The sequence below is a fragment of the Enterobacter sp. NFIX59 genome (assembly GCF_900113755.1).
Taxonomy (GTDB): domain Bacteria; phylum Pseudomonadota; class Gammaproteobacteria; order Enterobacterales; family Enterobacteriaceae; genus Enterobacter; species Enterobacter pseudoroggenkampii.
Genome location: NZ_FOQN01000002.1, coordinates 305,859 through 325,963 on the forward strand (window position 1 = coordinate 305,859; position 20,105 = coordinate 325,963).

The 20,105-nt window shown below is 57.2% G+C and carries 19 protein-coding genes and 1 other RNA gene; 6 read left to right on the forward strand and 14 right to left on the reverse strand.

What is annotated here, in order from left to right; all coding sequences use genetic code 11:
* Window positions 1–82: 82 nt before the first annotated feature.
* From recJ to xerD, 3 genes are read right to left on the reverse strand one after another with little or no spacing between them, the layout of a single operon-like run.
* Entirely contained in the window at window positions 83–1,816 is a 1,734-nt protein-coding gene (recJ, locus tag BM007_RS10190) for a single-stranded-DNA-specific exonuclease RecJ (RefSeq protein WP_090418569.1), read from the reverse strand.
* 5 nt (window positions 1,817–1,821) lie between these two features.
* Complete coding sequence (dsbC, locus tag BM007_RS10195) at window positions 1,822–2,535, reverse strand: bifunctional protein-disulfide isomerase/oxidoreductase DsbC (RefSeq protein WP_090418572.1); 714 nt, start codon at window positions 2,533–2,535, stop codon at window positions 1,822–1,824.
* Window positions 2,536–2,563: 28 nt separating this feature from the next.
* Window positions 2,564–3,460 (reverse strand): site-specific tyrosine recombinase XerD, encoded by an 897-nt coding sequence (gene xerD, locus BM007_RS10200; protein WP_008499709.1) that lies wholly within the window; start codon window positions 3,458–3,460, stop codon window positions 2,564–2,566.
* A gap of 101 nt (window positions 3,461–3,561) precedes the next feature.
* Here xerD and fldB point away from each other — a divergent pair, with 101 nt between their 5' ends.
* Complete coding sequence (gene fldB, locus BM007_RS10205) at window positions 3,562–4,083, forward strand: flavodoxin FldB (protein ID WP_090418575.1); 522 nt, start codon at window positions 3,562–3,564, stop codon at window positions 4,081–4,083.
* Window positions 4,084–4,089: 6 nt separating this feature from the next.
* Here the strand turns inward: fldB and BM007_RS10210 are convergent, their stop codons facing one another.
* Together BM007_RS10210 and sdhE are read right to left on the reverse strand one after the other, a co-directional pair.
* Window positions 4,090–4,500, reverse strand: a complete 411-nt coding sequence (locus BM007_RS10210) for a protein YgfX (RefSeq protein ID WP_023326024.1) — start codon at window positions 4,498–4,500, stop codon at window positions 4,090–4,092.
* The gene (gene sdhE / locus BM007_RS10215; protein ID WP_006178375.1) at window positions 4,481–4,747 is read right to left on the reverse strand and encodes an FAD assembly factor SdhE; all 267 of its coding nucleotides are present in this window, start codon (window positions 4,745–4,747) and stop codon (window positions 4,481–4,483) included. Before sdhE ends, BM007_RS10210 begins: the two co-directional genes overlap by 20 nt.
* 294 nt (window positions 4,748–5,041) lie before the next feature.
* Between sdhE and ygfZ the strand changes: the two genes are divergently transcribed.
* Complete coding sequence (ygfZ, locus tag BM007_RS10220; protein WP_048991821.1) at window positions 5,042–6,022, forward strand: tRNA-modifying protein YgfZ; 981 nt, start codon at window positions 5,042–5,044, stop codon at window positions 6,020–6,022.
* A 99-nt stretch (window positions 6,023–6,121) separates the two neighbouring features.
* On the opposite strand, the gene BM007_RS10225 is transcribed toward ygfZ, so the two are convergent.
* Window positions 6,122–6,781, reverse strand: coding sequence for a PAQR family membrane homeostasis protein TrhA (locus BM007_RS10225; protein WP_024906580.1), 660 nt, complete (start codon window positions 6,779–6,781; stop codon window positions 6,122–6,124).
* 265 nt (window positions 6,782–7,046) lie between these two features.
* On the opposite strand from BM007_RS10225, the gene BM007_RS10230 reads away from it, so the two are divergent.
* Together BM007_RS10230 and bglA are read left to right on the forward strand one after the other, a co-directional pair.
* Window positions 7,047–7,778, forward strand: a complete 732-nt coding sequence (locus BM007_RS10230; protein ID WP_032650129.1) for a MurR/RpiR family transcriptional regulator — start codon at window positions 7,047–7,049, stop codon at window positions 7,776–7,778.
* A gap of 116 nt (window positions 7,779–7,894) precedes the next feature.
* Window positions 7,895–9,328, forward strand: coding sequence for a 6-phospho-beta-glucosidase BglA (bglA, locus tag BM007_RS10235; protein WP_090418578.1), 1,434 nt, complete (start codon window positions 7,895–7,897; stop codon window positions 9,326–9,328).
* Between the two features lie 77 nt (window positions 9,329–9,405).
* Here bglA and BM007_RS10240 read toward each other — a convergent pair whose 3' ends face one another.
* From BM007_RS10240 to BM007_RS10275, 8 genes are all read right to left on the reverse strand, one after another.
* On the reverse strand, window positions 9,406–10,149 hold the full coding sequence (locus BM007_RS10240) for an SDR family oxidoreductase (protein WP_090418581.1): 744 nt from the start codon (window positions 10,147–10,149) through the stop codon (window positions 9,406–9,408).
* 70 nt (window positions 10,150–10,219) lie between these two features.
* Entirely contained in the window at window positions 10,220–13,093 is a 2,874-nt protein-coding gene (gcvP, locus tag BM007_RS10245; protein ID WP_090418584.1) for an aminomethyl-transferring glycine dehydrogenase, read from the reverse strand.
* 70 nt (window positions 13,094–13,163) lie between these two features.
* On the reverse strand, window positions 13,164–13,553 hold the full coding sequence (gene gcvH, locus BM007_RS10250; RefSeq protein ID WP_008499718.1) for a glycine cleavage system protein GcvH: 390 nt from the start codon (window positions 13,551–13,553) through the stop codon (window positions 13,164–13,166).
* A gap of 23 nt (window positions 13,554–13,576) precedes the next feature.
* A complete protein-coding gene (gene gcvT, locus BM007_RS10255) occupies window positions 13,577–14,671 on the reverse strand; it encodes a glycine cleavage system aminomethyltransferase GcvT (protein ID WP_024906575.1) in 1,095 nt (364 codons plus the stop codon).
* A gap of 397 nt (window positions 14,672–15,068) precedes the next feature.
* Window positions 15,069–16,271: an FAD-dependent 2-octaprenylphenol hydroxylase gene (gene ubiI / locus BM007_RS10260; protein ID WP_090418587.1), complete on the reverse strand. Its 1,203-nt coding sequence runs from the start codon at window positions 16,269–16,271 to the stop codon at window positions 15,069–15,071.
* Window positions 16,272–16,283: 12 nt separating this feature from the next.
* Window positions 16,284–17,462, reverse strand: coding sequence for a 2-octaprenyl-6-methoxyphenyl hydroxylase (ubiH, locus tag BM007_RS10265; protein WP_090418590.1), 1,179 nt, complete (start codon window positions 17,460–17,462; stop codon window positions 16,284–16,286).
* Window positions 17,459–18,772 carry a Xaa-Pro aminopeptidase gene (pepP, locus tag BM007_RS10270; protein WP_090418935.1) on the reverse strand — a complete coding sequence of 438 codons (1,314 nt, stop codon included), beginning with the start codon at window positions 18,770–18,772 and terminating at the stop codon, window positions 17,459–17,461. Before pepP ends, ubiH begins: the two co-directional genes overlap by 4 nt.
* A 31-nt stretch (window positions 18,773–18,803) precedes the next feature.
* Window positions 18,804–19,382, reverse strand: a complete 579-nt coding sequence (locus BM007_RS10275) for a YecA/YgfB family protein (protein WP_024906571.1) — start codon at window positions 19,380–19,382, stop codon at window positions 18,804–18,806.
* Window positions 19,383–19,550: 168 nt separating this feature from the next.
* Between BM007_RS10275 and zapA the strand changes: the two genes are divergently transcribed.
* Both zapA and ssrS read left to right on the forward strand, forming a co-directional pair.
* On the forward strand, window positions 19,551–19,880 hold the full coding sequence (gene zapA, locus BM007_RS10285; protein WP_006811891.1) for a cell division protein ZapA: 330 nt from the start codon (window positions 19,551–19,553) through the stop codon (window positions 19,878–19,880).
* 41 nt (window positions 19,881–19,921) lie between these two features.
* Window positions 19,922–20,105: non-coding RNA, 6S RNA (gene ssrS / locus BM007_RS10290), on the forward strand.

The following is a 20,105-nucleotide window of genomic DNA, read 5'->3' on the forward strand; positions in this document are numbered from 1 at the left end:
TTCTTTTATGGACTTGTCAAAATGCGGTGATAAGAGCGGGATTGTACCGAATCCACGCCCTTTTTTATAGAGATTACTGCCGCTAAATTGGCCAGATATTGTCGATGATGATCTGAAGGGTGCGGTTACCGCGAAACTCGTTGATGTCCAGTTTGTACGCCAGCTCGACCTCGCGCACGCCGTTGTCCGGCCATACCGCCGTGTCAACGTTAAAGGCAATACCGTCCAGCAGCGGGCCGCCGCCGACCGGTTCAACCATCACCTTCAGATGACGTTCACCGACGATACGCTGTTGCAGCAGGCGGAAACGGCCGTCGAACAGCGGTTCCGGGAACATCTGCCCCCATGGACCGGCATCGCGGAGCATTTGCGCCACGTCCATCGTCATCTCAAGCGGTGAAAGCTCGCCATCGGACACAACTTCCCCCTGCAACAGGGCCGGGTCGATCCAGTCGGTGACCAGTTCACCAAACAGCCGCTGGAACTCGTCGAATTTCGCCTCTTCCAGCGACAGGCCCGCCGCCATCGCATGGCCGCCAAACTTGAGCATCAGGCCCGGATATAGCGTATCAAGACGCTCCAGGGCATCACGCATGTGCAGACCCTGGATTGAGCGGCCAGAGCCTTTGAGCGTGCCGTCGCCCGCGGGGGCGAACGCGATCACCGGGCGGTGGAAGCGCTCTTTAATGCGCGACGCCAGAATGCCGACGACGCCCTGATGCCACTCTGGATGGTACATCGCCAGACCGCCCGGCAGCGTATCTCCGCTGCGCTCAAGTTTTTCGCACAGGGTCAGCGCCTCGGCCTGCATCCCCTGCTCAATCTCTTTACGGGTCTGGTTCAGCGCGTCCAGCTCGTTGGCCAGCACGCGCGCTTCACCGATGTTGTCGCACAGCAGCAGCGCCACGCCGACGGACATATCGTCCAGCCTTCCGGCGGCGTTAAGACGCGGCCCGAGGGCAAAGCCCAAATCGCTTGCCGCCAGCTTGAGCGGGTCGCGGTTGGCGATTTCCAGCAGCGCCTTGATCCCCGGACGGCACTTGCCTGCCCGGATGCGGCTTAAGCCCTGCCAGGTCAAAATGCGGTTATTAGTATCAAGCGGCACCACGTCCGCGACGGTACCCAGCGCCACCAGATCGAGATATTCGGCCAGGTTCGGTACGGCAATACCGCGGGAGTCGAACCAGCCCTTGTCGCGTAACAGGGTACGTAACGCCAGCATCAGATAAAACGCCACGCCCACGCCTGCGAGGGATTTCGACGGGAAATCGCAGTCGCGCAGGTTGGGATTAATAATCGCTTCCGCATCCGGCAGCGTTTCGCCCGGCAGGTGGTGATCGGTGACCAGCACCGGGATCCCCAAAGCGTGAGCATGATCGACGCCCGCATGGGAAGAGATCCCGTTATCGACGGTCATGATCATCTGTGCACCACGGGCGTGGGCCTGATCGACCACTTCCGGGCTGAGGCCATAGCCATCTTCAAAACGGTTCGGCACCAGATACGTGACGTTATCGCAGCCCAGCGCGCGCAGGCTGAGCACGCTCAGCGCGGTGCTGGTTGCGCCGTCGGCATCGAAATCCCCTACCACCACAATCCGCGTTTCCTCACGAAGCGCGTTGTAGAGCATTTCAGTGGCTTTTTCGATACCGCTCAGCTGCTGCCAGGGCAGCATCCCTTTCACGCTGCGTTCAAGATCCTCAGCGCTACGCACGCCGCGGCTGGCGTAGAGGCGCTTAAGCAGCGCCGGGAGTTCGTCTGGCAAATCAACCGGTTCAACCGCCTCGCGGCGGCGCAATTTTATTGGGGCTTTCACGCGGATTATTTACCACCAAACTGTTTCTGGTGCGCGTCGAGGAACTCTTTCATCTCTTTCGGTCCCTGATAGCCTGGAACGACATAGCCGTTGCTCAGGACAATCGCTGGCGTACCGTTAACGCCAAACTGCACGCCAAGCGCGTAGTGGTTAGCAATATCAATGTCGCAGGAGGCCGGCTTAACGCCTTTGCCGCTCATCGCGTCGTCAAACGCTTTGTTGCGGTCTTTCGCACACCAGATGGCCTTCATGTCCTGCTCTGGCTGGCTCTGCACGCCCGCGCGCGGGAAGGCCAGGTAACGCACGGTAATACCCAGCGCGTTGTAATCTTTCATCTCTTCATGCAGCTTGTGGCAGTAGCCGCAGGTGATGTCGGTGAAGACGGTAATGACGTGTTTTTCCTGCGCCGCCTTATAGACGATCATCTCTTTTTCGAGCGCGTTCAGGTTTTTCATCAGCAGCTGGTTGGTGACGTTCACCGGCTGCGCGCCGCTCACGTCGTACATTGGCCCCTGAATAATGTGTTTGCCGTCTTCGGTGACGTACAACACGCCGCTGCTCGTCAGCACCGTTTTCATGCCGGCAACCGGTGCAGGCTGAATATCGCTGCCGGTGACGCCAAGCTTAGCCAGCGACTGTTTGATGGCGGCGTCGTCCGCATGGGCGAAACCGGTAAATGAGGCTGCCAGCAGGGTGAACAGCGCGAAAGACTTTTTCATAAGTGATCCTGTTACAATTCGTCGGCACTCACGCACGAGGGTGGTGCTGTTGGTGTAGCTGCCGCAGGCGTTCCGTCGCGACATGGGTGTAAATTTGCGTCGTGGAAAGATCGCTGTGCCCCAGCAGCATCTGCACTACGCGTAAATCAGCGCCGTGGTTGAGCAGATGCGTCGCGAAGGCATGACGCAATACGTGCGGCGAAAGCTTTTCACTGTCGATACCGGCCAGTGTGGCGTAATGCTTGATGCGATGCCAGAACGTTTGCCGCGTCATCTGCTGTGCGCGCTGGCTCGGAAACAGAACGTCGATAGACGCGCCGTTGAGCAGCCACGGGCGACCGTGCTCCAGATACGTTTCCAGCCAGTAAACCGCCTCTTCGCCCAGCGGAACCAGCCTTTCCTTGTTTCCTTTACCGATGACGCGCACCACGCCCTGACGCAGGCTGATGTCGCTCATCGTCAGGCCAACCAGTTCCGAAACGCGCAGGCCGGTAGCATACAATAGCTCAAGCATGGCTTTATCGCGTAACTCCAGCGGCAGGTCAACTGCCGGTGACTGTAATAATCTCTCAACTTGTGCTTCGCTGAGATCTTTCGGCAGCCGCTGCGGGAGCTTAGGGGATGCCAGCAGCGCGCTGGGATCGTCCTCGCGGATCTTCTCACGGTAGAGATGCTGGAACAGCCGACGCATGGCGCTGAGCAAGCGCGCAGAACTGGTCGCTTTGTAGCCCCCTTCGACACGTTCACCGAGCAGCGCCTGCAGGTCGTCGCTTTGCGCGCTCGCCAGCGAGAGCTGCCGACGGGCCAGCCACTCCACCAGCATGGTAAGATCGCGCCGATAGGCGCTGAGCGTATTCTCGGCCAGATTTTTTTCCAGCCACAGCGCGTCGAGAAACTGTTCAACGAGTGCGAGATCCTTTTCCACATCAGCCCCTTTGATTCTGCAGTCAGGCCATTATGCCTGATTGCGACCGGTTTCTGGTACACTACGCGCAAAGTCAAAGCAAGAATTGAGATAGTTACGCGATGAATATTGGTCTGTTCTATGGTTCCAGCACCTGCTACACCGAAATGGCGGCAGAGAAAATTCGCGACATCATTGGCCCGGAACTGGTGACGTTGCATAACCTGAAAGATGACGCGCTTACGCTGATGGAGCAGTATGACGTGCTGATCCTCGGCATCCCGACATGGGATTTCGGCGAGATACAGGAAGACTGGGAAGCTATCTGGGACCAGCTTGATACGCTCAACCTCGAAGGCAAAATCATTGCCATGTACGGCATGGGGGATCAGCTGGGTTACGGGGAGTGGTTCCTGGACGCGCTCGGCATGCTGCATGACAAGCTGGCGCCGAAAGGGGTGTCGTTCATCGGCTACTGGCCAACCGAAGGTTACGAGTTCACCAGTAAAAAACCGATTATTGCCGACGGCGAGCTGTTTGTTGGGCTCGCGCTGGATGAAACCAACCAGTACGATCTCAGCGATGAGCGCCTGCAAAGCTGGTGCGAGCAGATCCTGAGCGAAATGGCAGAAAAGTTTAGCTAATGCGCGTTACCCCTGCGTCGTCTGTTGTAGCAACATCCGGCGCAGGTCTCGCCACTCGGCAGCATCCATACTGTCAGCCGCCAGCCACAGATGCTGGCAACGCCCGCCGTCCACCTTGCGTAACCGTAACATCATGCCGCAGTTGAGCATCCAGGGCATACCGAGGATATCCCACTCTTTACCCTGCCAGCGCAGGCGGGAATCCATCAGTAATTTAATCTCTCCCTGGCGGGCATTAATGCGACGCTGGCTGCGTACGCTGTCAAAAACGACAAACGACAGTAACAGCAGCCACAGCGGCGTATAGCTCAGCGGCCACGGCATCAGTAACACAATGGCCGCAACCAGGCCGTGGAGCAATAAAGACATCCACTGCGAGCGCCACGAGACGCGAAGATCAGATTGCCACAGGACCACGTTCCCGATTCCGTGTTTGAATTAATTGCACCATCCGTTGCAACTCGGTGTCGGCGGGTTTGCCGTGGTTCATCAGCCAGTTGAATAAATCCGGATCGTCAGACTCAAGCAGTCGAACAAACAGACGCTTATCATCGTCGCTTAAGGTGTCATACTCATATTCGAAGAAAGGCATAATGGAAATATCAAGTTCACGCATGCCGCGGCGGCACGCCCAGTGAATACGGGCCTTGTTGTTAATATCCATGTTCAGTTTCCTGCATTACGTTTGGCACAGTCGGTACCCCCTTCAGTGTTCTTTATTTCTCTACGGGGACACCACCTAGTGTAACGTGTTTTTGACCGTTTCATTACTGGAATATTGCGTTCGCCGAGCAAGCTTCCAGAATAATCCCCACAAAGACAGCGGATTACATTATTTTGCGTAGCGCTACGCATAACCGGTTTAAGGCACAAATGGTCTGCTGAAAGCGCTTGCATTGCCTGCAGGCTCTTTTACCATTAGGCATTATCAAAGCGTTAAGCAATTCAGGATATCGTTATGGCCTTTACACCATTTTCTCCTCGCCAGCCCGCCGCCTCTGCGCGTCTGCCGCTGACGCTTATTTCTCTTGATGACTGGGCGCTGGCAACGCTCACCGGTGCCGACGCCGAAAAATACCTGCAGGGCCAGGTGACCGCCGACGTCAGCCAGATGACTGAACACCAGCACCTGCTGGCCGCGCATTGCGATCCAAAAGGCAAAATGTGGAGCAACCTGCGCCTCTTCCGCCGCCAGGACGGCTTTGCCTTCATTGAGCGCCGCAGCCTGCAAGAGGCCCAGCTCAAGGAGCTGAAAAAGTACGCGGTCTTTTCCAAAGTCACTATCACCCCGGACGACGAACATGTCCTGCTGGGTGTGGCCGGTTTCCAGGCGCGTGCGGCGCTGAAAAATCTGTTCAGCGAACTGCCGGATGCGGAAAAGCAGGTGGTCAGCGAAGGCGCGACATCCATCCTGTGGTTTGAACACCCGGCGGAGCGTTTCCTGTTAGTCACGGATGCGGCAACTGCCGAACGCGTCACCGAGGCGCTGCGCGGCGAAGCGCAGCTCAACAACAGTCAGCAGTGGCTGGCGCTGAACATCGAAGCGGGTCTGCCGATCATTGACGCCGCAAACAGCGCGCAGTTTATTCCTCAGGCAACCAACCTGCAGGCGCTGGGAGGCATCAGCTTTAAAAAGGGCTGTTACACCGGCCAGGAGATGGTCGCCCGTGCGAAATTCCGCGGGGCAAACAAACGTGCACTGTGGACGCTGGCGGGCCATGCCAGCCGTGTACCTGAAGCGGGTGAAGACTTAGAGCTGAAGATGGGTGATAACTGGCGCCGCACCGGCACCGTATTAGCCGCTGTACAGCTGGATGATGGACGTATTTTGGTTCAAGCCGTCATGAACAACGACATGGAGGCTGACAGCGTGTTCCGCGTGCGTGACGATGCGAACACACTGAGCATCGAGCCGCTGCCGTATTCTCTGGAAGAGTGATGCTGTATCGCCCGGTGGCGCTGCGCTTACCGGGCCTACGGTTTTGGTGTCCTCCCTCTCCCAGTGGGAGAGGGCCGGGGTGAGGCACGGTGGAAAAAACTACGCCTGCCCCACATACAGATAAATAGCCAAAAAGTGGCACACGCTGCCGCCCAGCACAAAGCCGTGCCAGATGGCATGGTTGTACGGGATGCGCTTGCAGACGTAGAAAATCACGCCGAGCGAGTACACCACACCGCCTAAGGCCAGAAGCGTCACGCCCCCTACCGACAGTTTGACTGCCAGTTGATACACCACAATCAGCGACAGCCAGCCCATCGTCAGATAGGTGACCAGTGACAGCACCTTAAACCGGTGCGCTATGGTCAGCTTAAACAGGATCCCCAGCAGTGCCAGGCTCCAGATAACAATCATCAGGCCACGCGACAGCGGCGAGTTAAGCCCCACCAGCAAAAACGGTGTGTAGGTGCCTGCAATCAGAAGATAGATAGCGCAGTGGTCAAATTTCTTGAGCCACGTCTTGGCCCGCTGATGCGGGATCGCGTGATACAGCGTCGACGCCAGGAACAGCAGGATCATACTCCCGCCATACAGGCTGTAGCTGGTAATGGCCATCGCGCTGGCATTGGTGTCCACCGCCTGCACCAGCAATAACACTAAACCGACAATCCCAAACACCAGGCCAATGCCGTGGCTGATGCTGTTGGCTACTTCCTCAGCCAGCGAATATCCCTGTGCGATTAATGGTCTGCTCACCATACAAAACTCCGGGAAAACAAAAGATGATTATTCATCGCATAACTATGCTAACTGAGAATGATTCCAGTGAACACCTGTTAGCTAAAATAATTTCATTTCAAAATTTATACCTAAAAATCATAGATATAAAGAAACCTTTCACCTAACAATTGTTCACATAAAAATTTAATCATTATGAATCAAGAGCATAAAAATGGATCCTGCCGTCCGAGTGCATGTTATGATGTGACGATGAGGTCAGAATAAGAGTTATGCCATTGTGAGTATGTTCACCCACTCCGCCATTGCCAGTCTCAATAACCTGGAGATGATGGTCTACAACTATGTCATAAAAAATCGTGACAAAGTCATGTACATGACCATCCGCGAGCTGGCGGATGCGGCAGATGTCTCAACCACCACTATCCTGCGCTTTTGCCGCAAGCTTAACTGCGAAGGCTATTCTGAATTCCGCGTGCGCTTTAAGCTTTATCTTGAACAGAACGAGCCCCAGCAGGCGAACTTCGGTGCCAGCGAAATTATCAGCTTTTTTAAAAGCGTGAATAATGAAGAGTTCGACGCGTTATTAGATAGTGCGGTCGATATTATTTTATCGTCGGAACGTATTATATTTGTCGGCGCAGGCACGTCAGGCTCGCTTGCAAAATATGGTGCACGTTTCTTTTCTAATATCGGGAAATTCAGTAACCATATTGATGACCCTTATTTCCCGGTCACCAATGACATGGCGAAAAATGCGCTGGCGATTGTGCTCTCCGTCTCGGGTGAGACCGAGGAGATCCTGCGCTTCGCCAGCCAGTTCAGCCTGCATCACTGCAAAGTGCTCTCCATTACCAGCCATGAGCACTCGCGTCTCGCAAAGCTGGCGGACTTTAATCTCTCCTGGCATGTTCCTCAGACGCGTATTGCAGGCGTCTACGACATCACCACGCAAATTCCCGTCATTTATATTCTGGAGTCTCTGGGACGTAAACTGGCGAAGAAACTCACAGAATAAAACACCCTGTTTTTTTGATGTGACAAATCACATTATGCACACCTTGTTATATCGTGACATTTAATTTCGCTTTGCTAGACTCGATGCCAATAAGCCAATTACTGAGAATAGCAGCGATGAAAAAATTGACCTTACCAAATGATTTTTTATGGGGCGGCGCGGTTGCGGCTCACCAGGTAGAAGGCGGCTGGAACAAAGGCGGTAAAGGGCCAAGCATTTGCGATGTATTGACCGGCGGCGCACACGGCGTGCCGCGTGAAATCACGCAAGAGGTGGTGCCGGGTAAATACTACCCCAATCATGAAGCTATCGATTTCCACGGCCATTATAAAGAAGACATCAAGCTGTTTGCCGAGATGGGCTTCAAGTGTTTCCGCACCTCTATTGCCTGGACGCGTATCTTCCCGAACGGTGACGAAACGCAGCCAAACGAAGAGGGTCTGAAATTTTACGACGACATGTTCGATGAGCTGCTGAAGTACAACATTGAACCGGTAATCACCCTCTCCCACTTCGAAATGCCGCTGCACCTGGTGAAGGAGTACGGTAGCTGGACCAACCGTAAAGTGGTCGATTTCTTTGTGCGCTTCGCGGAAGTGGTCTTCGAGCGCTACAAAAACAAGGTCAAATACTGGATGACCTTCAACGAAATCAACAACCAGCGCAACTGGCGCGCGCCGCTGTTCGGTTACTGCTGCTCGGGCGTGGTCTATACCGAACATGACAATCCGGAAGAGACCATGTACCAGGTCCTGCACCATCAGTTTGTGGCCAGCGCCCTGGCGGTGAAAGCCGCGCGCCGTATTAACCCGGAGATGAAAGTCGGCTGCATGCTGGCGATGGTGGCACTCTATCCGTTCTCCTGCAAACCGGAAGACGTGATGTTTGCCCAGGAATCGATGCGCGAGCGCTATGTCTTTACCGACGTCCAGTTGCGTGGTTACTACCCGTCCTACGTGCTGAACGAGTGGGAGCGCCGCGGGTTCTCCATCAAAATGGAGGCAGGCGACGAGCAGATCCTGCGTGAAGGTACCTGCGACTACCTGGGCTTCAGCTACTACATGACCAACGCGGTGAAAGCGGAAGGCGGTACCGGCGATGCCATTTCCGGTTTCGAAGGCAGCGTGCCGAATCCGCACGTGAAGGCGTCCGACTGGGGCTGGCAGATTGACCCGGTGGGCCTGCGTTATGCCCTGTGCGAACTGTACGAACGTTATCAGAAGCCGCTGTTTATCGTGGAAAACGGGTTCGGCGCCTACGATAAAGTCGAAGAGGACGGCAGCATCAACGATGACTATCGTATCGACTACCTGCGTGCCCACGTGGAAGAGATGATCAAAGCCGTGACGCACGATGGCGTGGATCTGATGGGCTATACGCCATGGGGCTGTATCGACTGCGTATCGTTCACCACCGGCCAGTACAGCAAGCGCTACGGCTTTATCTATGTGAACAAGCACGACGACGGCACGGGCGACATGTCGCGTTCCCGTAAGAAGAGCTTCGAGTGGTATAAAGGCGTGATTGCCAGCAACGGCGAGGCGCTGTGATTTTTTGCCCGGTGGCGCTGCGCTTACCGGGCCTACTACTCGTGTAGGCCCGGTAAGGCGAAGCCGCCACCCGGCTTTTATTTCCCGCCAGCCAACTCTATAAAACTGCCCGTGACGTACGACGCCTTTTCGCTCAGCAGCCAGACAATCGCCTGGGCGACCTCTTCCGGCTGGCCGCCGCGCTGCATCGGCAGCAATGATTTCACGCGATCCACCCGCCCCGGCTCTCCGCCTGAGGCATGGATATCGGTATAGATCAGACCCGGACGGACGCAGTTAACGCGAATGCCCTGCGCCGCGACCTCAAGCGATAAACCCGTTGTCAGCGAATCCACCGCCCCCTTCGACGCGGCATAATCCACATATTCACCCGGCGCGCCCAGACGTGACGCCGCGGAAGAGACATTCACTATCGCCCCACCCTTGCCGCCGTGTTTGAAGGACATGCGCTTTACCGCTTCCCGGCAGCAGAGGAAGTAGCCCGTGACGTTGGTCGCCAGGACGCGGTTAATGCGCTCAGCGGAGAGATTCTCGATAGTGGATTGCTGAAACAGAATTCCCGCATTATTGACCAGCGCGGTCAGCGGCTCACCTTCACGATCGAGGCTATTAAACATCGCCAGCACCTGAGCTTCATCGCTGATGTCTGCACGGACGGCAAAGGCTTTACCGCCTGCATCCACAATCTGCCTGATGACGTCCGTCGCGGCGTTAATGTTGTGATGATAGTTCACCGCCACGGTGTAGCCTTCGCGAGCCAGCTGCAGCGCGGTGGCTTTCCCGATGCCGCGGCTGGCGCCGGTGACCAGTGCAATTGCCATTATCTTCTCCCAATAAAAAAGCCGGGTGGCGGCTTCGCCTTACCCGGCCTACGTTACTACAGCAGCAATGTTACTGGTATTCGCTCATCGGCACGCAGGAGCAGAACAGGTTACGGTCGCCGTAGACGTCATCAAGACGCTTCACGGTCGGCCAGTATTTGTTCGCCACGCCTGCCGGGAAGACCGCCAGCTCGCGGGAATAGCCGTGGTTCCACTCTGCCACCATTTCGTGCTGGGTGTGCGGGGCGTTAACCAGCGGGTTATCTTCCAGCGTCCACTCGCCGTCCTGCACGCGGTCGATCTCCATGCGGATGGCCAGCATCGCGTCGATAAAGCGGTCCAGCTCGGCTTTGCTTTCGGACTCCGTTGGCTCCACCATCAGCGTGCCCGCAACCGGGAACGACATGGTTGGCGCGTGGAAGCCGTAGTCGATCAGACGCTTGGCGATATCCAGCTCGCTGATGCCGGTCTGCTCTTTCAGCGGACGAATATCGAGGATGCACTCGTGCGCCACGCGACCGTCGCGGCCGGTATAGAGCACCGGGAAGGCGGACTTCAGGCGAGTCGCAATATAGTTGGCGTTCAGGATCGCCACCTGGCTCGCCTGCTTCAGCCCTTCCGCGCCCATCATGCGGATGTACATCCAGCTGATTGGCAGGATAGAGGCGCTACCGAATGGTGCCGCTGAGACCGCGCCCTGACGGGTCAGCATGCCTTCAATCTGCACCACGCTGTGGCCCGGCACAAACGGCGCCAGATGCGCTTTCACGCCGATTGGCCCCATGCCCGGGCCGCCACCGCCGTGCGGGATGCAGAAGGTTTTGTGCAGGTTCAGATGCGACACGTCCGCGCCGATAAAGCCCGGCGAGGTAATGCCCACCTGAGCGTTCATGTTTGCACCGTCGAGGTAAACCTGACCGCCGAACTGGTGCACGACTTCGCACACTTCACGGATGGTCTCTTCGTACACACCGTGGGTGGACGGGTAGGTCACCATGATGCAGGAGAGCTTGTCGCCCGCCTGCTCGGCTTTCGCACGCAGGTCGGCCAGATCGATGTTGCCGTTCTTATCGCACGCCACCACCACCACTTCCATGCCCGCCATCTGGGCAGAAGCCGGGTTGGTACCGTGGGCGGAGCTTGGGATCAGGCAGATATCGCGGTGACCTTCGTTGCGGCTTTCGTGATAGTGACGAATCGCCAGCAGGCCCGCGTACTCGCCCTGCGCGCCGGAGTTCGGCTGCATGCAGAGCGCGTCGTAACCGGTCAATTTCACCAGCCAGTCAGAAAGCTGGTTGATCATCATGTGATAACCTTCCGCCTGCTCTGGCGGGCAGAACGGGTGCAGCTCGGAGAATTCAGGCCAGGTGATCGGGATCATCTCTGCCGCGGCGTTCAGCTTCATGGTGCAGGAGCCCAGCGGGATCATCGCCTGGTTCAGCGCCAGATCCTTGCGCTCCAGGGAGTGCATATAGCGCATCATCTCGGTTTCGCTGTGATAGCGATTAAAGACCGGGTGCATCAGGATGGCATCGTTACGCAGCATGCTTTCCTGAATGGAGCGGCTGTCGAGCGCGACCTCTTTGTCGAGCGCATCAATGTCCAGACCGTGCGCATCACCCAGCAGCACGCTGAACAGGTTCAGGATATCGTCGCGGGTGGTGCTTTCATCCAGCGTAATGCCGACGGCGTTGTGAATGTCGCTGCGCAGGTTAATCTCTGCCGCATTCGCGCGCGCCAGCACGGCCGCTTTGTCCGCCACGTCCACGCACAGGGTGTCGAAGTAGTGGGCGTGGCGCAGCTTAAGGCCTTTCTGCTGCAGACCGCAGGCCAGAATATCGGCCAGGCGGTGAATGCGGCTGGCAATGCGTTTCAGGCCAGCCGGGCCGTGGAACACGGCGTACAGGCTGGCGATGTTTGCCAGCAGCACCTGTGAGGTACAGATGTTGGAGTTCGCTTTCTCGCGGCGGATATGCTGCTCGCGGGTCTGCATCGCCATGCGCAGCGCGGTGTTACCGGCAGCATCTTTTGAGACGCCGATAATACGGCCAGGCATGGAGCGTTTGAATTCATCTTTCGCGCCGAAGAACGCCGCGTGCGGGCCGCCGTAGCCCATCGGCACGCCGAAGCGTTGTGCGGAGCCGAATACGATATCTGCGCCCTGTTTACCCGGCGCCGTCAGCAGCACCAGCGCCATAAAATCGGCGGCAACGCTGACAACCACTTTGCGGGATTTCAGCTCGGCAATCAGCGTGCCGTAGTCGTGTACTTCACCCGTCGTACCTACCTGCTGCAGCAGCACGCCGAAGACGTCCTGATGATCCAGCACTTTGTCAGCGTCGTCGACGATCACGTCAAAGCCGAAGGTCTCTGCGCGAGTACGCACCACGTCCAGCGTCTGCGGATGCACGTCCGCCGCGACGAAGAAGCGGTTGGCATTTTTCAGCTTGCTCACGCGTTTTGCCATCGCCATCGCTTCGGCGGCGGCGGTGGCTTCATCCAGCAGAGAAGCAGAGGCGATATCCATGCCTGTCAGGTCCAGCGTCACCTGCTGGAAGTTCAGCAAAGCTTCCAGACGGCCCTGGGAAACTTCTGGCTGATACGGGGTGTAAGCGGTGTACCAGCCCGGGTTTTCCAGCATGTTGCGCAGGATAACCGGCGGAAGCTGCACGTTAGTGTAGCCCATGCCAATGTAAGACTTATAGCGCTTATTCAGGCCTGCGATAGCCTTCAGCTCCGCCAGCGCGGCGAATTCCGTAGTGGCTTCCCCCACCTGAGGCGGCGTGGCAAGCTGGATGTCTTTTGGCACTATCTGGCCGATCAGTGCGTTTAATGAATCCGCGCCAACCGTCTTCAGCATCTCCTGCTGTTGCTGAGCATCCGGCCCAATGTGACGTTCAATGAAGGCGCCACGGTTTTCAAGCTGGCTTAAAGTCTGTGTCATGAGCGATGGTTCCTGAAACGTGCAGTGAATGTGTTTTCTCCCTCTCCCCAAAGGGGAGAGGGTTAATGACTTACTCGTCTTCTAACAGTGCTTCGTACGCGGTCGCATCCAGCAGCGCGGCAACCTGGGATTCGTCGCTGGCTTTGATCTTGAAGATCCAGCCGCCTTCATAAGGCTCGCTGTTCACCAGCTCTGGCGAATCGCTCAGCGCGTCGTTGACGGCAACGATTTCGCCGCTCACAGGGGCGTAGATGTCAGAGGCCGCTTTTACGGACTCCGCCACGGCGCAGTCGTCGCCCGCGCTAACGGTCGTGCCCACGTCAGGCAGGTCAACAAACACCATGTCGCCCAGCAGCTCTTGCGCGTGCTCGGTGATCCCTACGGTGTAAGTGCCGTCCGCCTCTTTGCGCAGCCACTCGTGTTCTTTGCTGTATTTCAGTTCTGCTGGCACATTGCTCATTGAAGTTCTCCTGATAAAAATGATTAGGCGACCGGCTTACCGGCGCGAACAAAAATCGGTTTGGTTACGTTGACCGGCATTTCACGGTTGCGGATTTGCACCACCGCCGTTTCGCCAATCCCCGCCGGCACGCGTGCCAGTGCAATACTGTAGCCCAGCGTCGGTGAGAAGGTTCCGCTGGTGATCACGCCTTCACGAGGATTGCCGTCAGCATCGGTAAAGCGCACCGGCAGTTCGCCGCGCAGCACGCCCTTCTCGGTCATCACCAGGCCCACCAGCTGTTCGGTGCCTTTCTCGCGCTGCATCTCCAGCGCTTCACGACCAATAAAGTCACGGTCAGCCGGTTCCCATGCGATGGTCCAGCCCATGTTGGCGGCGAGCGGAGAAACACCTTCATCCATCTCCTGACCGTAGAGGTTCATCCCCGCTTCCAGACGCAGCGTATCGCGCGCGCCCAGACCCGCAGGCTTCACGCCCGCTTCCACCAGCGCACGCCAGAAATCAGCGGCCTTCTCGTTTGGCATCGCAATTTCGTAGCCCGCTTCACCGGTGTAGCCGGTGGTGGCGATAAACAGATCGCCCGCCTGCACGCCGAAGAACGGCTTCATGCCAGCGGTGGCGTTGCGCTGCTCGTCGTTAAACAGAGAGGCGGCTTTCGCCTGCGCGTTCGGCCCCTGCACGGCGATCAGCGACAGATCGTCACGGACGGTGATGTCGATGGCATAAGGTTCGGCGTGTTGGGTGATCCAGGAGAGGTCTTTTTCGCGGGTGGCGGAGTTTACAACGAGGCGGAAGAAATCTTCAGTGAAGTAATAGACGATAAGGTCATCAATCACGCCGCCCGAGGCATTCAGCATGCCGGTATAGAGCGCTTTACCCGGCGTCTTCAGTTTGGCGACGTCGTTTGCCAGCAGATAACGCAAAAACTCCCGGGTGCGGCTACCGTGCAGATCGACAATCGTCATGTGGGACACGTCGAACATACCGGCATCGGTGCGCACCGCGTGGTGCTCATCAATCTGCGAGCCGTAGTGCAGCGGCATCATCCAGCCATGGAAGTCCACCATGCGGGCGCCGCATAACACGTGTTGTTCGTACAAAGGAGTCTGTTGAGCCATCTTGTCCTCGTTGAAAAATTCACCGTGAAACCCGGTATCGGCACCGCGTTCGGGCACCGACGCAAACGTTCTCTTTTACCTGAACTTACCACCGAAACCGGTGGTTAACCATAAGGCAAAATGGGTCATCACATTAGCTTATGACCAAAAAACGCTAAAAAGCCTACAGAGTTATTCACTGGAAAAATGCGATTAACCCCGCACAAAATTAACAATGATCTAACAGGATTTAGCACATGGTGATATTTCGTGCGGAAAATCGGGCCGAATTTCCGTAACGAGAAAAACGCGACATTAGATTATCTAATGCGAAAAATGACGTGAAATTAGAATATTTCAAACGAGGGAATTTCCCCGGCGCAGAGGCCGGGAAAAGAAAGTGTGACAGGGGTCTAAATTAACGTAGCCAGTCCGGCAGGTCGTTAAGACCCATCGCCTGACGGAGGAGTTGGGGTTTAACGCCCGGAAGGGTGTCAGCTAGCTTGAGGCCGATGTCGCGCAGCAGTTTTTTCGCCGGATTCGCCCCGGCAAACAGCTCGCGGAAGCCCTGCATGCCCGCCAGCATCATCGCCGCACTGTGCTTGCGGCTGCGCTCGTAGCGGCGCAGATAGAGATGCTGCCCGATGTCCTTCCCTTCGCGATGCAGGCGACGCAGCTCCTCGACCAGCTCCGCCGCGTCCATAAAGCCAAGGTTAACGCCCTGCCCGGCCAGCGGATGAATGGTATGCGCCGCATCCCCCACCAGCGCCAGACGGTGCGCGGCAAACTGACGCGCGTAGCGGCCGGTTAACGGGAACACCTGACGCTCGCTTTCAAGCGTGCACAGGCCAAGGCGGTTATCAAAGGCCACGCACAGCGCCTGGTTAAAGGCCTCCGGCGTTGCCTCCTGCATCTGCTGGGCTTTCTCCGGCACCAGGGACCAGACAATCGAGCACAGGTGCGGATCGGCAAGCGGCAGGAACGCCAGTATGCCGTCGTTGTGGAAAATCTGGCGCGCCACGCCGCCGTGCGGCTCTTCGGTGCGGATCGTCGCCACCAGCGCGTGATGACGATAGTCCCAGAAGGTCAGCGGGATATCGGCTTTATTACGCAGCCAGGAGTTGGCACCGTCAGCACCGACCACCAGACGCGCGGTCAGCATGTCGCCGCTCTGCAGGGTGACAAACGCCTCGTTTTCGCCCCACGCCACCTGCTGGATCTGCGCAGGCGCAATCAGGGTCACGTCGCTGCACTGCTGTGCTTTCTGCCACAGCGCGTGGTGGATCACCGCGTTTTCAACAATGTGACCCAGATGGCTATAGCCCATGCTTTCATCATCAAAAGCAATATGACCAAAGCTGTCTTTATCCCACACTTCCATGCCGTGATAGCAGCTGGCGCGCTGCGCCACAATATCTGACCAGACGCCAAGGTGCGTCAGCAATTTCTCGCTGGCGGCATTGATCGCCGAGACGCGGAGTTCCGGCGGGGCATCCGGGGCAACGGGCTGAGGTTGCTTTTGCTCCAGCACAGCCACGCGCAGGCCGCTGCCCTGTAAACCACAGGCCAATGCCAGTCCGACCATTCCGCCGCCAACGATGGCGACATCAACATTTTGCACGGTGATAACTCCTTAACGCGCGACCCAACCCAGGGTCCGCTGCGCCAGCACGTCACGTGCCGGAATGAATAGTTCCATCGCCATAAGCCCGAGGTTGCGGCCCACAACCAGCGGTGCCCAGCGATTGGCAAAAAGATGGACCAGACCATCGGTCACACCGATGGTGGCCTCTTTATCCGCCTTGCGGCGCTTCTGGTAATGGCTAAGCACTGAATACGCCCCACAGTCTTTTTGCTCACCCCATGCCTGCGCCAGTGATTCGGCCAGGCTCATGACGTCGCGTAAGCCCAGGTTAAAGCCTTGCCCCGCGATGGGATGCAGCGTCTGCGCGGCGTTACCGACAAGCGCCAGACGATGAGAGATGGACTGAGACGCCGTAGTCAGCGCAAGCGGATAGACCGCCCGCTGGCCGGCATGGGTGATACGCCCCAGCCGCCAGCCAAAGGCTTTTTGCAGCTCGGTACAAAAACGTTCGTCTGACCAGGCCTTCACCTCTTCAGCCTTATCCTGCGAATGACACCACACCAGGGAACAGCGCCCGTCCGACATCGGCAGCATCGCCAGCGGACCATGCTGCGTAAAGCGCTCAAACGCCCTGCCGTCGTGGTCAGCTGCGGTAGCGACGTTCGCAATGACCGCCACCTGGCCGTAAGGCTGCTGGCGCCACTTCACGCCACACTGGGCGCCGAGCGACGAGCGCGAACCGTCCGCGGCGACCAGAAGCTGGCCTTCAAGGACGGTGCCGTTTTCCAGCGTCACGCTAACCGACGCCTCACTACGGCTCACGCTGGCCACACGCGCCGGACAATGCAGCGTAACGCCCGGCGCGTCCTGAAGCAGGCGGAACAGACGCAATCCGACGTCATGCAGCTCAACAACCTGCCCAAGAGCATCAATACGATAATCCTGCGCGTCCAGGGTGACAAAGCCAGCATGGCCGCGATCGCTGACGTGAACGGTTTTAATTGCCGTGGCGCAGTCGGCAATGGCCTGCCAGATGCCAATGCGGGAAAGCTGCTGGCAGGTGCCCTGCGCGAGCGCAATGGCGCGGGCATCAAAACCGGGGTGGTTGGACGCCTCTGGCGCAACGGCTTCCACCAGGTGCACCGCAAGCTGGCCTTTCGTCAAATGTGAAATGGCCAGCGCCAGCGTGGCCCCGGTCATGCCGCCGCCAACGATAATCACGCTCATGCGCGTGCCGCTGCCATCAGCGCCTCAATATCGTCAGCGTTTTTCACGACACTCGCGGTCAGATTTTCGTTACCGGTTTCGGTAATCACGATGTCGTCTTCAATACGAATGCCAATCCCGCGGTACTCTTCAGGCACGTCGGCATCCGGCGCGATATACAGACCCGGCTCCACGGTTAACACCATGCCCGGCTCCAGCACGCGCGAACGGTCGGTGCCGTATGCGCCAACGTCATGCACGTCCAGCCCCAGCCAGTGGCTTAGGCCGTGCATGAAATACGGTCGATGCGCATTTTCAGCAATCAGGGTGTCGACATCCCCTTTCAGGATCCCGAGCCTGACCAGACCGGTAATCATGATGCGCACCACTTCACCGGTCACTTCCTGCATGGAGGTTCCGGGACGATACAGCCTGAGCGCCGTCTCAAGGGATTCGAGAACGATGTCGTAAATCGCGCGCTGTGCCGGCGAGAATTTACCGTTCACCGGGAAGGTTCGGGTGATATCCCCCGCGTAGCCCTGATATTCGCAACCGGCGTCAATCAGCACCAGATCGCCGTCGCGCAGCGCGCTTTCGTTTTCGGTGTAGTGCAGAATGCAGCCGTTTTCCCCGCCGCCAACGATGGTGTTGTAGGAAGGATAACGTGCGCCGTGACGGTTAAATTCGTGGTGAATTTCGCCTTCCAGCTGGTATTCGAACATCCCGGGACGGCATTTCTCCATCGCGCGGGTGTGCGCCAGCGCGCTGATTTCGCCCGCACGACGCATCAAATTCAGCTCTTCTTCAGACTTGAACAGGCGCATCTCATGCACCACCGGACGCCAGTCCGTCAGCGTGGCCGGTGCGGACAGGTTCTGCCGCGAGCCTTTGCGCAGCTTATCCAGCGCGGTGAAGACAATCTCATCGGCGTACGCATATTCGCCCTGCGCGTGATAGAGCACGTCGAGGCCGTTAAGCAACTGATAGAGCTGCTGGTTGATTTCGCTAAACGCCAGCGCGCGGTCAACGCCCAGCTTTTCCGGTGCGGCCTCTTGCCCTAAGCGGCGGCCAAACCAGATTTCGGCCGTCAGATCGCGCACGCGGTTGAAAATCACGCTGTGGTTGTGGGTGTCATTGCTCTTAATCAGCACCAGTACCGCTTCCGGCTCGTTAAAGCCGGTGAAGTACCAGAAATCGCTGCTCTGGCGATAGGGATATTCGCTGTCGGCGCTGCGCGTCACTTCGGGCGCAGCAAAAATCAGCGCGGCGCTGCCCGGCTGCATTGTTGCCAGCAGCGCCTGACGGCGGCGCGAATACTCTTGACTTGAGATAACCATGACACCCTCCTGTGCGTTATTTTTCTTAATGTAAGGTTGGCTTGCGGACTTCCGGCGCGGTCGGCTGTGAGCGCGTGAAGTTGTCGTGGCACAGCAGCGCCGCCACGCGCACGTACTCGATGATCTCTTCAAGCGACATTTCCAGCTCTTCCTGGTCTTCGTCTTCATCGTAGCCAAGCTGGGCGATGTTACGCAGGTCGTCGATCGCTTCACCCGCTTCGCCGGTGACTTTATCCAGTTTAGGCTGCGTCACGCCCAGCCCCAGCAGATAGTGGTTTACCCAGCCGGCCAGCGCATCGGCGCGATCGAACACGCTGACGTCATCGCCTTCAGGCAGATAAAGCTGAAAAAGGAAGCCATCGTCTTCCAGCGAATCACTGATGGCGGCATGCATTTTACGCAGCGCTTCCGCCAGCTCGTGACCAAACGCCAGCCCTTCATTCGTGAGGTCGTGGATCAGCGGCTGCCATGAGCTGTCGCTGTTTCCGCCGCACAGCATGCCACTGATCAGACCGTGCATTTCGGCAGGGGTTAAACCGACTCCCTGCTGGTTCAGTAACTGGTTTAAATCCTTGTAACCAGGCATTTCGTTCTGTATAGACATGAGCATTCGTCGTCAAAGGGGGGAAGTTTCATGATATGCTACCACTTTGGACCCTGGTGATACCAGAAAAGGGCTTGTATCTTCACATCAGGGTAGCTATAGTGTCGCCCCTTCGCAGCCCCCGGGGCAGTAAGCGAAGGCAGCGCAGTCAATCAGCAGGAAGGTGGCATGTCTGCACAACCCGTCGATCTCCAGATTTTTGGCCGTTCACTGCGAGTGAATTGTCCGCCTGAACAAAGGGATGCTTTGAATCAGGCAGCGGACGATTTGAATCAGCGGTTGCAAGATCTAAAAGAACGCACTAGAGTCACAAATACTGAGCAGCTGGTTTTCATCGCCGCGTTGAACATCAGCTATGAACTGACTCAGGAAAAAGCGAAGACCCGCGACTACGCGGCAAGCATGGAGCAGCGCATTAAAATGCTCCAGCAGACCATAGAACAGGCATTGCTTGATCAAGGTCGCAATCCCGAAAGACCGGGACCAAAGTTTGAATAACACTTCTCAGTTGACTATGGTAGAGTAACTGTGAAGACAAAATTTCTCTGAGATGTTCGCAAGCGGGCCAGTCCCCTGAGCCGATATTTCATACCACAAGAATGTGGCGCTCCATGGTTGGTGAGCATGCTCGGTCCGTCCGAGAAGCCTTAAAACTATGACGACACATTCACCTTGAACCAAGGGTTCAAGGGTTACAGCCTGCGGCGGCATCTCGGAGATTCC

Bases quoted from the DNA above. Each gene is read 5' to 3' on its own strand.
- dsbC (WP_090418572.1), bottom strand. From the start codon at position 2,535: ATGAAAAAGTCTTTCGCGCTGTTCACCCTGCTGGCAGCCTCATTTACC.
- fldB (WP_090418575.1), top strand. From the start codon at position 3,562: ATGAATATTGGTCTGTTCTATGGTTCCAGCACCTGCTACACCGAAATG.
- sdhE (WP_006178375.1), bottom strand. From the start codon at position 4,747: ATGGATATTAACAACAAGGCCCGTATTCACTGGGCGTGCCGCCGCGGC.
- ygfZ (WP_048991821.1), top strand. From the start codon at position 5,042: ATGGCCTTTACACCATTTTCTCCTCGCCAGCCCGCCGCCTCTGCGCGT.
- BM007_RS10225 (WP_024906580.1), bottom strand. From the start codon at position 6,781: ATGGTGAGCAGACCATTAATCGCACAGGGATATTCGCTGGCTGAGGAA.
- BM007_RS10230 (WP_032650129.1), top strand. From the start codon at position 7,047: ATGTTCACCCACTCCGCCATTGCCAGTCTCAATAACCTGGAGATGATG.
- bglA (WP_090418578.1), top strand. From the start codon at position 7,895: ATGAAAAAATTGACCTTACCAAATGATTTTTTATGGGGCGGCGCGGTT.
- BM007_RS10240 (WP_090418581.1), bottom strand. From the start codon at position 10,149: ATGGCAATTGCACTGGTCACCGGCGCCAGCCGCGGCATCGGGAAAGCC.
- gcvP (WP_090418584.1), bottom strand. From the start codon at position 13,093: ATGACACAGACTTTAAGCCAGCTTGAAAACCGTGGCGCCTTCATTGAA.
- gcvH (WP_008499718.1), bottom strand. From the start codon at position 13,553: ATGAGCAATGTGCCAGCAGAACTGAAATACAGCAAAGAACACGAGTGG.
- gcvT (WP_024906575.1), bottom strand. From the start codon at position 14,671: ATGGCTCAACAGACTCCTTTGTACGAACAACACGTGTTATGCGGCGCC.
- ubiH (WP_090418590.1), bottom strand. From the start codon at position 17,462: ATGAGCGTGATTATCGTTGGCGGCGGCATGACCGGGGCCACGCTGGCG.
- BM007_RS10275 (WP_024906571.1), bottom strand. From the start codon at position 19,382: ATGTCTATACAGAACGAAATGCCTGGTTACAAGGATTTAAACCAGTTA.
- zapA (WP_006811891.1), top strand. From the start codon at position 19,551: ATGTCTGCACAACCCGTCGATCTCCAGATTTTTGGCCGTTCACTGCGA.